The sequence below is a fragment of the Blautia sp. HCP3S3_D9 genome (assembly GCF_052063845.1).
Taxonomy (GTDB): domain Bacteria; phylum Bacillota; class Clostridia; order Lachnospirales; family Lachnospiraceae; genus Blautia_A.
The window spans coordinates 1-13,168 of the sequence record NZ_JBQHWS010000020.1 but is presented as its reverse complement, the minus strand read 5'-3'; the positions used below and the strand labels follow the sequence as shown (position 1 = coordinate 13,168).

Below are 13,168 nucleotides of genomic sequence, written 5' to 3'. Positions count from 1 at the left end.
ACAGCATGCCCTACATATGGATTCAAAATACTCATAAATAGGATCTGTCACGGAAGCATCTCTGCCAGCTCATATGTACGGGTTCTTGTTCTTTCGTAGCCTTCTCCATATACAGCTGCATATGTTCCTGAACCGCCATTAAAATCTTCTTCTATTTGAGCCATTGCCTGTTCTTTTTCCTTAATCCATTCTATCTGCACATTCGTCAATTGATCCATTGTTGCAGAGTCCAGAGTGTTTTTTAGATATCCCCATACAATATTCAGTTCTTTGTCCCAGATTTCATATAATTCTGCATAGCCAGAATTTATATCTGCCTGATAACTGGAAAGTTTTGTATTTCTTATTTCTTCTGACTGCGTCTCTAACGCCGCAATCTCATTCTTCGCCTGCCAATACAGATCCGACCTTGTAGCCTGCTGCGCCTCGCTTTCTGCCGGCGGTGGAGTTTCTGCTGCAGGAGTATCGACTGGCATGTCTACCTGTACCGGAGCTTCTGTCGGCACTGGTGTGTCCGTAGGTATAGGAGTATCTGTCGGTGCAGGAGTATTCGTAACTGCCGGAGCACTTTCTGCACTTTTCTTTTCTCCATCTCCAGATTTCTTCGTATTCTGTTTCTTCTTATCTGTACTGCTGATTGTTTCCGTTTTTCCCTCAGGTTTCCGTTGGTGGCTGAACATAAATATACCGGAAGCTACAATTACCGCCATAGCAATGATAATAAGAATAATTAATCCTATAGGAGATTTTTCTTTCTCTTCCTGTTCTTCCTCTTCCATCTGAAATCCACAGCTTGTACAGAATTTGTCATCGTCTTTTAACTTATTGCCACATTTAGGGCAGTACATCTCGTATCCTCCTTCTAATATAGATAAATCTCTGACCACAGTTATTACTTTTTTACAATTGAACCAGAAACTTATTTATTTCGGCTAAACTAAAATAGAAAATCCCGCAAAAATTTTCTGCTACATAACAAGCTCCTGCAAAGTAAGTATTCTCTGCAGGAGCATATTCTTAATCATTACTGCTCACTCTGTAAGCAGTAAGTAATGACTAATCCGCTTTATACCAAAGACCAATATCCGTAATTGCTGTGTCGTCCCACTTTACCTGATCAGTATATACTTCCTGAATCATAATTTTGATATCACTTATATCAGTCTCCGGATCAAGCTCAACCAGAAACTCATCCTTTCCATCAGGAAATGTAAGATTCCAGCTGTCACTTCCTGAATCAATCCGTAAAGTTTTTGGTCTGTAGTTTCCCCAGTAATAATCATCTGATAACCAATTTCCAAGCTTAAATGTCATATAAGCTATCGGATAAGACTTATCAAAAGTAAATTCCAGGTATTCACCAATGCCCGGCCCATTTGCGCCTTCCTGCCAGTCTGTCTTATCATTATCATCAAATGCTTTAATCGGCTCATTTTCAACCAGATCCTGGTCAATGACTGAAGATGCATTCATATTTATAATCGCACTGCTGTCAACTCTGGTATAAGACTTCTTTATATCCTTTAATAAATCTGAATCATTGAGCAGCTTTGCAGAAGTTATTTTTTCTGCCTCCGCTCCCGTATCCTGGTTTGCAGAATCATCAGGTGCCGGTTCTGGATGATTATCTGAATCTTCCTGGCCTTCTGCATTCGATGAGTCATCAGCTTCTTTCTGATTCTCTGTATTTGAAGCATCATCGGCTTCTTCCTGCTTCTCTAACTTTGATTCACCTTCAGAACCTTCCTTACTCTCTGAAGAACCAGATTGTTCTTTTGTCTGTACCTCACCACTACCTTTTTCAGTCTCTTTACCACCATGGACTACAAAGAAAATCGCACCTGCAATCGCCACAATAGCAATGACTTCCAAAACAACAGTAAAGATTAAAAACCCTGACTTCTTTTTCTTTTGTTCCTGTTCACCTGAGGTATTTAAATGATAGCCACAACTGCCGCAATATTCATCATTTTTGCCCACAGGTGACCCACATTTCGGACAATTCATACTTCTCACCCCTCGTTTTATTTAATAGTTAATGAGTTTCCAACATGCAAGTGTGAATATAATTCACTGCATCTGAGAATTCATCAGATGCCAGATCTGCATCTCCTCCATCCGACATCACGCAGACAACATATTGCTGTCCATCTGCCAGAATGATTCCAACCTCTGCATAAGTACCACTTCCCGGATTCGGTCGAATTCCATTCTGGTTGCAGAAAGTTCCTCCATTATACAGTGTATCTGACTGAAAAATCGCATGTCTCTGTGCATTGTCACAGATTCTCATATAATTCATAAGATAATCTCGGTTGATCACACTGAATTTGTTCATAAACAAATCATATACCATATTTGTGGCATCCTTCGCAGAAATCAGATTGTCATCTGCAGATGTACCACCCTTAACAATCTGACGGCGCATCATAACGCTGGTAAATTTATTTTCCTGGCATGTCTGCTGGATTCCCTCCAGCGTCAGGAAACTGATCAGAGAATTGGTGGCATTATTATCGCTGTACATCAGCATCTCCTGAACAAGTGTATCAATCGACATCTGCTGACCCGCCTGCGATGAAGTAAGATATCCTCTGCCGCCGCTGGCTGTATCATAGGTGTACTGAAAAGTAACTGGCGTATTCAGAGTAATTCCACTGTTTGGATCATCCATTTTCACTGCAAGCGTATACAGGATTGGAACAGAAACCATTCCAGTTGCAGGCATAGCAGTATTTTTTTCATCAGTTCCACGGGGAGCATCCTCCATACAGTCACGCATATAGAGACTCTCCTGTGCCCCGGAGCCTTTACTGCCGAATACTTCATCCTGAATATGATCCATATTAATATACGCAACCTTTGGAGTCTTGGTCGGCGTCGGAATTGGTGTTGGAGTCGATGTCGGTGTTGGCTCTTCTTCAGACTTATTTTCAGTTTCTGAGTTTTTCGTCTGATCAGAACCATCGCCTGAAGAACTGGTATCAGAAGAATCTGTTGAGTCTGTCGAATCTGCAGCAGCTGCATCGGTTCCGCCATTATATCCAGGTACGCCACCATTACTGAGTGTGCTCGGCCAGAAATCTACGTAACTTGCATTCTGCAGTGTTACATTCTTCGCTTCTGCCATCTCACTTACTGTCACAAGCTTATATCCCTGTGCAATAAGATCCGGAATCAGTCTCAGAGCGGCTTTTACGGACGGTTCATGAATATCATGCATCATGATAATCGATCCATCTGTAAGATCTCCGTTCATTACCGCATTATAATCTCCGTCTGCATCCAGAAGTTTCCAGTCTTCTGTATCCAATGACCACATAAAGAATGGTTTATTTACTGTATTATAAATATCTGTGTTTCCATCACCATACGGTGCACGTGCTACACTGGCCGCCTGGCCGCACGCCTGCACCAGAGCATCGTCCGTATCAGAAAACTGCTTGGCAACTGCATCAATGCTAATTGTCGTCAACTGTGTATGATCCCATGAATGGCTTCCGATTTCACATCCAAGTTCCAGCATACGCTTCGGTGCATCCGGATATGCGCTGACATTTTGACCAAGCATAAAGAATGTTGCATGTGCATTGTTCTCCTCCAGACAATCCAGAAGTTCATCTGTATACTGTCCAGGACCATCATCAAATGTCAACGCCAGCATCGGTCGAACCTGTGCCGTTGTCTCAGTAGGACCCGCCGTGGTCTCTTTAGAATCAGATTTTGATTTATAATAATTCACTCCAAATATTGCCAACAGAGCAATCAGAACCACGCCAAGGATTCCTGCCATGATTGGCAGCATATTATTCTTCTTTTGGGGATAATATTGCTTTCCTCTGACCTGTCCTTCCTCTCTGGCAGCACGGTTATTATGATTATTATAGTTGTTATGATTATTACGATTGTCAGGAACCAGAATCTCCTCAGATTCTGTAACCGCCCTTCCATTATACAAGCAGTCATAAAGTTCCTCCATGGACTGCCAGCGGTCATCTTTATAAACACTTAGACCCTTGCAGATAGCAAAATTCACTTCCCGCGGACAATCCGGCTGGAAATCTGTCACTTGTCTCATGTGATCCTGATAGGTACGTTCCATAGATTCCGGTGGTATCTGACCGGTAATACATCGATACATAGTTGCACATAATGCATACACATCCGTCCACGGACCCTGTTCTCCATGAGTACGGTACTGTTCTTCCGGTGCATAACCAGGCTTCAGCATAATCGACATGCTTCTGCCTCTGGCTGAACCAAAATCCCTCGCACCTCCGAAGTCAAGAATCTTAACCTCATAATTTGTGGTGATCATGATGTTATCCGGACTGATATCACGGTGGATCAGATTCATCTTATGCACCTGTCCAAGAGACCGGATCAGTGGTTTCATCATGTCAAGAGTTTCTTTTACAGAAATCCTTCCGCCTCTTTCCTTCAGGTAAGCTTTCAAAGTCTGCCCTTCCAGAAATTCCATTACAATATAAGCAGTATGATTTTCCTTAAAGAAATCCTTTACTGTGACAATCTCAGGAAGGTCAATACATTTCGCAAGAATCTTGGCCTCATTGATAAACTTCTCTCTTCCTGTCTCAAAGAATGTCTGTGCTTCTCCCGAATATGACTGAACCGTGCAGCTGTTTCCGCTTGTATCACGGACTGCGCAGCCATTTGGATAGTATTCCTTAATGGCAACACGCATCTCCAGATTCAGATCCATACCAATGTAAGTAATCCCGAATCCGCCTTCACCGATTGACTTTCCTACAAGATACTTTCCCTCAAGAATCACAAACGGCGACAGATGATGAGATGGAATGGTGTCTTCTGCCGGATCATAACCACAGTGCTCACATTTCCCTTCCGGACTGGCTTTCTCCTTCATGCAGTTTATGCATAAATTTTCAATCTTCATTTACTCCTCCGACTGCATGTCCTATTTCACTTCTTTATTTCTATATTTATCCCAGCTGAAATCCGGTCCGCAGAGTGGAATAAACATAAGACTTGTCTCTCCCAGCGTGATCACATCATGACTCTTCAGAACCTCACTGTTTAATACAACATTATCATTCAGATAAAACAGTTCATGGGATTCTCCAGGCTGTGCATAAAAAATCCCTGCACGCGGCTCAAAGATCACACATGCGTGGCGGTGTCTCGCAACTGCCAGATCTCCTCTGATCACAACATCCATATCCTCTGCACGTCCAACAAAGTTCTTACCTTCTCTAAGCTGGAAACTCTGTCCCATACATTCTCCCTGGATTCCTACCAGCCATCCAACAACCGGCTGCGTTCCCTTATTCCCGGAAATTGTATGTGAAAAAATTCCTACTGTTTTCTGATCATCACTCGGAGTATTTCCACCTGCATATGCAAAAGGCTGCTGCGGCATGGTCGGTGTAACTGCCGGCTGATCATTCGGAACTGTCATTCCTATTGTTTTCTGGTCATCATTCATTTGCTGGCAATGAGGGCATGTCTGGTATTTATCTGCATCATAAAAATGTCCGTTTTCGCATTTCTGTAAGTTCATAATCTTATCCTCCAATTTCTGTCTCTGTTTTATGTCAAGCGGATATTCTCAATCCGCTTCGCTACGTGGCTCTACACCGAATAACTGCTCCGCAGTTTATTGCTTTTCGCAATTGGAGCAGGGGACCTACTTGATTCGGTTAAATCTCATATCAAGTCAGGAGCCAAATCTCTCTTGATCCTAACTCATTTCATTACTGTAAAAGAAACTCATTACTTCCCTGTCCAAGAATAATTCGTGTTCCTCTTGAGCATTTTGTCGGTACTTCCCTGTCCAGCTGTACTGTACCATTCATCCTTGTTCCAAGGGAAGAATAATCTGTCACATAATAGCAGTTCTCAGCTGCATTAAACTGAACTGTGCAATGGCGTCTGCTGATATCTCTGTCTGGAAGTACCAGATTACTTGCATTACCGTCTCTGCCGATCGTTACCATCTCACCGTCCAGAATATTAATCTCTGCCCCCTGCATACTGCCCTTCGTGCAGACAAGTGCACCGTATGCCATTCCAATGGTCCATCCTGCCATCTGTGTCGTTTCCTCAGATTCCTGTTGTGCAGTCAGAGGTGTTTTTCCCTTGTAAGAATTTCCGGATACGCTGAAATCAGATATTACATCACTGTCATAAATATGATCATCACTATATCCCCCCTGCGCATATGCAACATTATCAATAAATTCTTCATTATATCTGCGGCAGATTGTATTCATATTCTTGAACATTAAATGGTACGCAATAAAGTATCCGGCCCCGCAAAGCAATGATCCAAACAATGACCATAAAAGAAGAGTCGTCCCATTCTCATCAATCCTCTCCCCATAATTCTCACCTGCTCTGCATATGGTATTTCCTACCTGATAAATCCAGTACCATCCATAAATTCCACAGGTGACCAGTGTAAGCAAAATCAATACGATCAGATTTGGCGATCTCCATCCGTCCGGATCTTTTGCTGAACTTACATCATTCAGATCGTTAATTAATTTCCATCTGAATATCAGATCGTAAATTCCACAGGTAACTAATGATAATAACACATATGTTAACAATGACCTGTCTTCTTTTTTTCGTTCCACTTGCTCTCTCCTCCTAATTTCCTTAGTTTTCATACGCTCTTTTATCTGCTGTCCTTTGCTACATTACGAAGCAGGAAAACACTGACAACCGTGAAAATCAGCATCATGACTGCCAGAATTCCCCATGACTGCAGGAGATGTCCTTTCGTACATTCAAAGAAATCCTCTGCAGCATGTTCCAGTGTCGGAAATTGCTCCTGCATGCGAAGCTGCATACCATTTAAATCCACAATACTTCCCAGAGACTCTACGGACCATCTGCTCACAGTAAGGTAAGAGATCCATTCTCCCGCTCCCTCTAATTTGAACAGAATTCCTGAGAACAACAGCTGTACGATCAAAATAAATGGTGCCACTGCCATCGCTTTGTCTCCTGTCTTCACAAGAGACGATATGATGAATCCCATTGCCATGGAAGCCAGTACCGTCAACCAGACTGTAAGAAATACTTCCAAATAAAAAGAATCAAAGAAGATTCCAGAATGAGATTTTCCCACAGTTATCAGGAATACAGCTGTCAGCAGAGTACTCTGGATCAGCCCAAGCAACGCCTGAATGATAAACTTCGAGAGAATGTAAACCGGAAGTTTCAGATTTGCCATATATTCTCTCTTTATGATAACACGCTCTTTGCATATTTCCTGAATTGAATTAAACAATCCCATCCAGATTGCCGAACAGCTTAGTGCAAATAACATCGATTTCGTAGATTCATAGATATCAAAGATATCATCCTCAGAAACAATATAGAGCAGGAATCCGATCAATATCGGCTGCAAGAACGTCAGGAACAATTTCGGCAGATCATTCTTGATCAGTTCCGCATATCTGAGACTTAGGTACAAAAGCTGCCGCATCCATGATGTCTTTCTCTCTTTTAACTCAGATTTTCCCACTCGCTCCGGTTCCGGCAAATTGTCAGAGCCTACACAGTGTTCATACTGCTCCTCCCAGAACTGTGGATCTTTCGCAATGATATTATAAACATTGACCAGGCTGTCTGTCTGGAAAAACATCAGTGCCTGCTGTGCTGTTCCCACGAAACACAAACGCCCGCCCGGTCCCATGAATATGATCTTATCACACATATCCAGACTCTGGGTTGTATGCGTAACCATAATGATTGTCTTGTCCTTTGTCTTTGACAGTTTACTTAGAATGGTCATTAGATTCTTCTCTGTTCCGGGATCCAGTCCTGATGTAGGTTCATCCAGGAAAAACAGCTTCGGATCTGCCAGCAATTCTACTGCAATACTTGCACGCTTCTTCTGACCACCGGACATTTTTCGGATATATGTATTCTCATGCTCTTTCAGCTCCACCATATCCAGAACTTCTTCAATCTTCGCATCAATCTCTTCTCTGGTGGTGTCTGCGGACATCTTTAATTTTGCTGTATAATAGAGCATTTTCCGTAGAGTCAGATTCTCGTAAATGATATCCTGCTGCGGCACATAACCAATGATGCTTTTGAGATGCTGGAAATTCTCTCTGAGGTTAATTCCATTGAGAAATACAGCTCCCTGCACGTCCTTGTCAAATCCGCTCATTGCATTCATCAGCGTTGTTTTGCCTGCACCGGAACCACCAATAATTGCTACAAATTCGTTGCTTTCGATCTGACAATTCACGTGATTTAAGATGACTTTCTTCTGTTTACCAACCCTCTTGTGGAGATTTCGTGTCTCAAGTGCCACGCCCTTTGCCACTGTTTTAAATAACAGAAATTTCTCCGCAAAAATCATACGGTAATCCAGAATCTGTATCTCATCCTGATTCTTCAGAACAGCCGAATCCTGTACGCCACGCCCATTTACGAGAAGACCATTGGTGCTCTTCAGATTATGTATCACACATTTCCCATCTTCTTCCTGTATAATGGCATGTTGTCTGGAAACGTTACTACTCTTTAATACCACATCATTTTTGCTGCTTCGTCCGATCGTCAGCGGGGCTTTTCCGATAGGAATTCTTTTCCACGTTTCCTCGCCCTGCTCTGTATCAAACAAAACCGTGATGGAATCATTCTCTGACCCTGCCGATATTCTCAGCAGCGCACCATCCTGAATTTCCACTCGCCTGGTAGTCTGATGTAAAAATCCTCTTAATCCGCCGGACTCCACAACCGTTCCATTTCTGCTGTTGAGATCTCTGTAATAGATTTTATTTCCTTCAAAAGTGATCTCTCCATGTCTCCCTGACACGAACCGGAAAGGAAGCTGCACAGTATTTGCACCCATTTCCCTTCCAAGGCTGATTGTCCGGGTATTCTGAACAGGAATCTCACTTTTATTTATTCTGCCCTCCGGATCAATGACAGAAATAAAAACACACTCTCTCATACCTTTTCCCCTCATCTATTTTCTATGAAAAAAGCTTAAGAATCCTTTTTCTTCTTTCTCACTTTCTCCCAGATCCTTCATGATCTGCTTCTCCGTCTGTTTCGGAACTGTAATGCCATATTCCGATAGAGACGGCAGCTTCCGTTTCATACTTTCATTCAGAATACCATAGGGTTCTTCTCCCGTCAGCATCCTGTAAAAAACGGCCGCCATACTGTATGTATCTGTTTCTTTGCTCTTGTGTAATGGTACTTTTCTGTAAGAAGCAGGTACATATCTGCTCCAGAAAACAGTATTCTTTATATCATCCACTGCATCGCCGGACCATGACGGATCCAGCAGTTTCACTTCTCCATTCTGGCACAAGATAATATTATCCGGTGTAATATTCCCATGAATAATCTCATTCTGATGAAGTACAGACACTGCTTCCTGCAGCTTCGCCATAATGTTCTCTGCCACCGACAGGCTAAGAGGGTTCTGCCTACTCAGAAGCTCACGCAGAGTCACTCCCTCTACATATTCCATCACACAGTATGCCGTATTATTTTCCCGAAAGAAAGTATACACAGGAACCAGTTGTGAAATATCCTGACGTTTATGAAGTTTCTCCATATGTGCAAGGAATGCATCCTCCAGGCGTTTCCAGAGATCCTGACTGACCTCGCTCTTCACCAGGAGCTGTCCCTGGGTTCTGCACGCCGTTTTAACAGGAAACCACTCTCTGATATAAATTTTCTGTTCCAGAAGTGCATCCCAGGCAATATAGAGAAATCCAATCCTGTCCTTTCGTACTGCATCTCCGATGATAAAACGCCGGTTCAAAATAGTTTCTTCCGGAATCTGGTCTGTATAGACGGAGGCTGCATCTCGTTTTCTTCCACAGTACGGACAGAAATCTGTCTGCTCATATTCCTCCATACATTTCATGCATTTCGGCATATCTTTTTCCTCCTGTTATCCGCAATTCTGGCTGATTTTCAGCAAAATCACTGTCGTATTATCCTGACCGTTTCTGCCCCATCTGCCTGCAGTCTTTCGTAATCTTTCTCCTGCAATGGAAATATTTCCGCCGCTTTCCGTAACTACTGCTTCAATCTGCTCCTCTGTCAGCGTCTTGTACAGTCCGTCACTGCACAACATCAGGATATCCTCATCCTGCAGCTGAAAGGGAATCTCATTCGTATCTATCAGAACGATATTTCCCAGACCAAGATAACTGGTCAGGGCCTCGCCTCTGCTGATTTCTGAATTATAGAAATCCATATCAACCTTGCCTGCCTTTAAATTCTCCCGCAGCATGTTCTTATAATTGTGGTCTTTTGTCAGGCACGTAAGATGCTTATTTCTTAAAATATATAATCTGCTGTCACCTACAGACATCCAGTGCAGAAGACCCTCACAGATTATAGCTGACACAATGGTCGTTCCTGCATCCAGCTTATGATGTTGCTCATCCGTAAGAGTACTTACCAGACGGTCCATCCTTCGGGCCTCTTCTTCCAGAAATCCGGGAATGTTCTGGATTGGCCACGCTTCTTCCAGATCTCTCAGGAAATGCTGCACGGTCTGATCACTTGCCATTTCTCCATGCTTCAGACCACCCATTCCATCACAGAGAACTGCCATAGCAGACCTGCCATCTGTAACAGCTTTGGCTGCATCCTGCTGATATTCCCTTGTTCCCTGATCTGTCATTGTATATGTTTCAATTTTCCATAGATTATCCAGTTCCATACGCTTCCCTTCTATGTATAGTTACCAGACAATTTTTGCCTGGATATTCCCTGCTGTAATTTCATCATTCGGCAAAAGCTTTCTTCTCCTGTTCAATCGGACTCCGTTAACTAATGTTCCGTTACTGCTCTCCAGATCCGTGATATAGACATCATTTCCATCTGTCTCCAGCGCAAAATGCTGTCTGGACATCTTTGGATCATCGAAGTAAATATCACAGTCATCGCTTCGTCCTGCCATAGCACTTCCATTGATCGTAATCTTCAGCTCACATTTTCCATTGATCTGATCTTTCATCAGGAAAGTAACTGTTTTCTGCGGAAGATTTACCACGGAAACATGCTGCTTCACATCCACATTGGATGCCAGGGTTGCTTTGCCATCCACATAGATTACGCCTTTGTTCTTCTTGACTTTCTTATAAGTCACCACAACTACAATAATCACGCCAGCTACTACCACTGTTGCAATTCCTGCGATCAGAATGATCCAGAACGTTGTAGATTTGCCCTTTTTCGCTCCGTCCAGATCAAAGCTGTCCAGCTTTGTGATACCGTTCTTCTCCATGGAGCAGTCTGTAATGCCGGAAAAATTAATCTGATAGTTTCCTGTATACAGTTTGTCCTTGAAAGTAAGAACCGCATAAGGCGTTTCTTTCTCTGAATAAAAAACAGAGTCTACGGCAACAGCTTCGCCGTCTCTTTCTACCTTATAATCTGCCAGGTTATCGGCATTCAGAACTTTCTCAGAGAATGTCAGTTTCAGTTCGTTATCGCTCTCTTTTTCCCACTGAACTACCTGTGGTGCTTCCGTATCCGGAATCCATCTTGTAGGGATTACCTCTTTTGTATCAGTTACCTGCTGATCCAGAAATTTCACAGTCAGGTCTTCTCTTGTGTTGCTTGCTACATTGGTATCACTGTGGAAGAATGCCACGTAACTGTCCTGGACTGTATTTCGGATCTGATTCATAAGATCCAGACAAGTTCCTGAATTAAAGATACTCAGGGTACCACCTGTATTTCGGGCAAGTTCTCCGAAACTGTTGATATATTCTTCTTTTCCAACGTCTACTGCAATGGCATACATCGGAATTCCCTTATGATTCAGTTCGCTTACTGCCTCATTGGAAGTCGCCTGTCCTGTCACACAATCTTCGCCATCTGTGATCGTAATGATTACCCGGCGTTTCTCCTCTGTCTGTGCCGCCTGATCGATCATGTCTGCGGTCTTGACCAGGGTCTGGAATAATACGGTTTCCATATCTTTATTCTGCAATCCCTGGACAACAGCTGCCGCATCCTGTGGATTCTCAGAGCCATTCAGCACTACATTTGATTCATCACCAAAAGTCAGAAGAACGCATTTATCCTTTTCACCTTTAGATGAGATAAAATTAATGATACCATCTTTGATATTTGCAAACTGACTGTCCGGAATGGACGCTGAGATATCCAAAAGAATGTAATAATCGACACCTTCATTCAGCTCGCTGAATTGTGCGGATTTATCATAGTTCAGAGCTTCCCCACCCAGATATGCTTCATAATTCTGCTCCTGCTGGTCACTGCGGTAATACACTCTTACATCCGGCATATGTAAGGAAATCTGCTCTATCTCACAGGACTGCGCATATACATTAAATGGAAGCATCAGACACATTCCTGTCAGCAGAAATCCTGTTATTTTTCCTATTCTTTTTCTTCTCTCTCCCATGTTTCTCCCTCCACGCAGAACGGAACAAATGTAAATTCACTCTCTCCAAGTGTGATCTTGTCTCTGCTCTTTATTTCTTTTGCTTTTACAAGCATCTCATGGTTGACCATTGTGATAGTTCCACACCCAGGTGAGAGGAAAAATTTGTTGGACCTGTGATCATAGACCAGCACTGCATGTCTTTCTCTTGAAATGGCAGGGTCATCTACGATACAGATGTCCATCTGGTAGCCTCTTCCGATCCAGTTGTTTCCATTATAAATGCGGTAGTCTCTTCCTTTTTCCCTTCCCTTCGTGCACACCAGCCATCCTGTCACGAAATCTTTACCTGACTGTCTGCCGAAAACGCCGATGGTTTTCTGGTCATCACCCTTGGGTGGCTCATACAGACCGACAGTCACAGACTCTGATGTTTCTGCACTATCATCCCTCTTTGGGATCATAATTGTCACCTGATCCCGCATCTGCTCTTCATACCGGTTTCTTTCGTTTTCCAGTTTCACACAATACGGGCAGGAAGTATATTTGTTGTTGTCAAAAAAATGCCCGTTTTCACACTTTACAATTGCCATGTTTCTCTTCCCCACTCAAACTTTTTTGTTGAAGAATATTCAAATTATTTTTTAATCATAGATTTTGATTACACCAGTTTACAACTTTTATAAATGAGTGCCCCTTTGCTGAATAAGCCGCTTCAGGGCTTTTACAACAGCATTTGATTTTATACTGTTTTCGATGTTTTGTACGAAAGCA

At 42.8% G+C, this 13,168-nt stretch carries 10 protein-coding genes; all 10 read right to left on the bottom strand.

Annotation, left to right across the window (positions count from 1 at the left end; all coding sequences use genetic code 11):
• Positions 1 to 47: 47 nt before the first annotated feature.
• The 10 genes from ACTNES_RS06310 to ACTNES_RS06265 all read right to left on the bottom strand — a co-directional run bounded on the left by ACTNES_RS06310 (position 48) and on the right by ACTNES_RS06265 (position 12,987).
• The gene (locus tag ACTNES_RS06310; protein WP_291814426.1) at positions 48 to 848 is read right to left on the bottom strand and encodes a lysozyme inhibitor LprI family protein; all 801 of its coding nucleotides are present in this window, start codon (positions 846 to 848) and stop codon (positions 48 to 50) included.
• A gap of 208 nt (positions 849 to 1,056) precedes the next feature.
• Positions 1,057 to 2,007: an NADase-type glycan-binding domain-containing protein gene (locus tag ACTNES_RS06305; protein ID WP_441038912.1), complete on the bottom strand. Its 951-nt coding sequence runs from the start codon at positions 2,005 to 2,007 to the stop codon at positions 1,057 to 1,059.
• 28 nt (positions 2,008 to 2,035) lie between these two features.
• Positions 2,036 to 4,918, bottom strand: coding sequence for a polysaccharide deacetylase family protein (locus ACTNES_RS06300; RefSeq protein WP_320813569.1), 2,883 nt, complete (start codon positions 4,916 to 4,918; stop codon positions 2,036 to 2,038).
• Between the two features lie 21 nt (positions 4,919 to 4,939).
• Positions 4,940 to 5,542 (bottom strand): FHA domain-containing protein, encoded by a 603-nt coding sequence (locus ACTNES_RS06295; protein WP_320813568.1) that lies wholly within the window; start codon positions 5,540 to 5,542, stop codon positions 4,940 to 4,942.
• A 193-nt stretch (positions 5,543 to 5,735) separates the two neighbouring features.
• Positions 5,736 to 6,620 (bottom strand): DUF4234 domain-containing protein, encoded by an 885-nt coding sequence (locus tag ACTNES_RS06290; RefSeq protein ID WP_320813567.1) that lies wholly within the window; start codon positions 6,618 to 6,620, stop codon positions 5,736 to 5,738.
• Positions 6,621 to 6,661: 41 nt separating this feature from the next.
• The gene (locus tag ACTNES_RS06285) at positions 6,662 to 8,962 is read right to left on the bottom strand and encodes an ATP-binding cassette domain-containing protein (RefSeq protein WP_320813566.1); all 2,301 of its coding nucleotides are present in this window, start codon (positions 8,960 to 8,962) and stop codon (positions 6,662 to 6,664) included.
• 15 nt (positions 8,963 to 8,977) lie between these two features.
• Positions 8,978 to 9,904 carry a lipopolysaccharide core heptose(II) kinase RfaY gene (locus ACTNES_RS06280; RefSeq protein WP_320813565.1) on the bottom strand — a complete coding sequence of 309 codons (927 nt, stop codon included), beginning with the start codon at positions 9,902 to 9,904 and terminating at the stop codon, positions 8,978 to 8,980.
• 15 nt (positions 9,905 to 9,919) lie between these two features.
• Positions 9,920 to 10,699: a PP2C family protein-serine/threonine phosphatase gene (locus tag ACTNES_RS06275; protein WP_320813564.1), complete on the bottom strand. Its 780-nt coding sequence runs from the start codon at positions 10,697 to 10,699 to the stop codon at positions 9,920 to 9,922.
• Between the two features lie 21 nt (positions 10,700 to 10,720).
• Positions 10,721 to 12,415, bottom strand: coding sequence for an FHA domain-containing protein (locus ACTNES_RS06270; RefSeq protein ID WP_441038907.1), 1,695 nt, complete (start codon positions 12,413 to 12,415; stop codon positions 10,721 to 10,723).
• Positions 12,391 to 12,987, bottom strand: a complete 597-nt coding sequence (locus tag ACTNES_RS06265; RefSeq protein ID WP_216458578.1) for an FHA domain-containing protein — start codon at positions 12,985 to 12,987, stop codon at positions 12,391 to 12,393. The genes ACTNES_RS06270 and ACTNES_RS06265 overlap by 25 nt, the downstream gene beginning before the upstream one ends.
• Positions 12,988 to 13,168: the final 181 nt, after the last annotated feature.

Excerpts from the sequence above, each read along its gene's own strand:
- ACTNES_RS06310 (WP_291814426.1), bottom strand. The coding sequence starts at position 848 with ATGTACTGCCCTAAATGTGGCAATAAGTTAAAAGACGATGACAAATTC.
- ACTNES_RS06305 (WP_441038912.1), bottom strand. The coding sequence starts at position 2,007 with ATGAATTGTCCGAAATGTGGGTCACCTGTGGGCAAAAATGATGAATAT.
- ACTNES_RS06300 (WP_320813569.1), bottom strand. The coding sequence starts at position 4,918 with ATGAAGATTGAAAATTTATGCATAAACTGCATGAAGGAGAAAGCCAGT.
- ACTNES_RS06295 (WP_320813568.1), bottom strand. The coding sequence starts at position 5,542 with ATGAACTTACAGAAATGCGAAAACGGACATTTTTATGATGCAGATAAA.
- ACTNES_RS06285 (WP_320813566.1), bottom strand. The coding sequence starts at position 8,962 with ATGAGAGAGTGTGTTTTTATTTCTGTCATTGATCCGGAGGGCAGAATA.
- ACTNES_RS06280 (WP_320813565.1), bottom strand. The coding sequence starts at position 9,904 with ATGCCGAAATGCATGAAATGTATGGAGGAATATGAGCAGACAGATTTC.
- ACTNES_RS06275 (WP_320813564.1), bottom strand. The coding sequence starts at position 10,699 with ATGGAACTGGATAATCTATGGAAAATTGAAACATATACAATGACAGAT.
- ACTNES_RS06270 (WP_441038907.1), bottom strand. The coding sequence starts at position 12,415 with ATGGGAGAGAGAAGAAAAAGAATAGGAAAAATAACAGGATTTCTGCTG.
- ACTNES_RS06265 (WP_216458578.1), bottom strand. The coding sequence starts at position 12,987 with ATGGCAATTGTAAAGTGTGAAAACGGGCATTTTTTTGACAACAACAAA.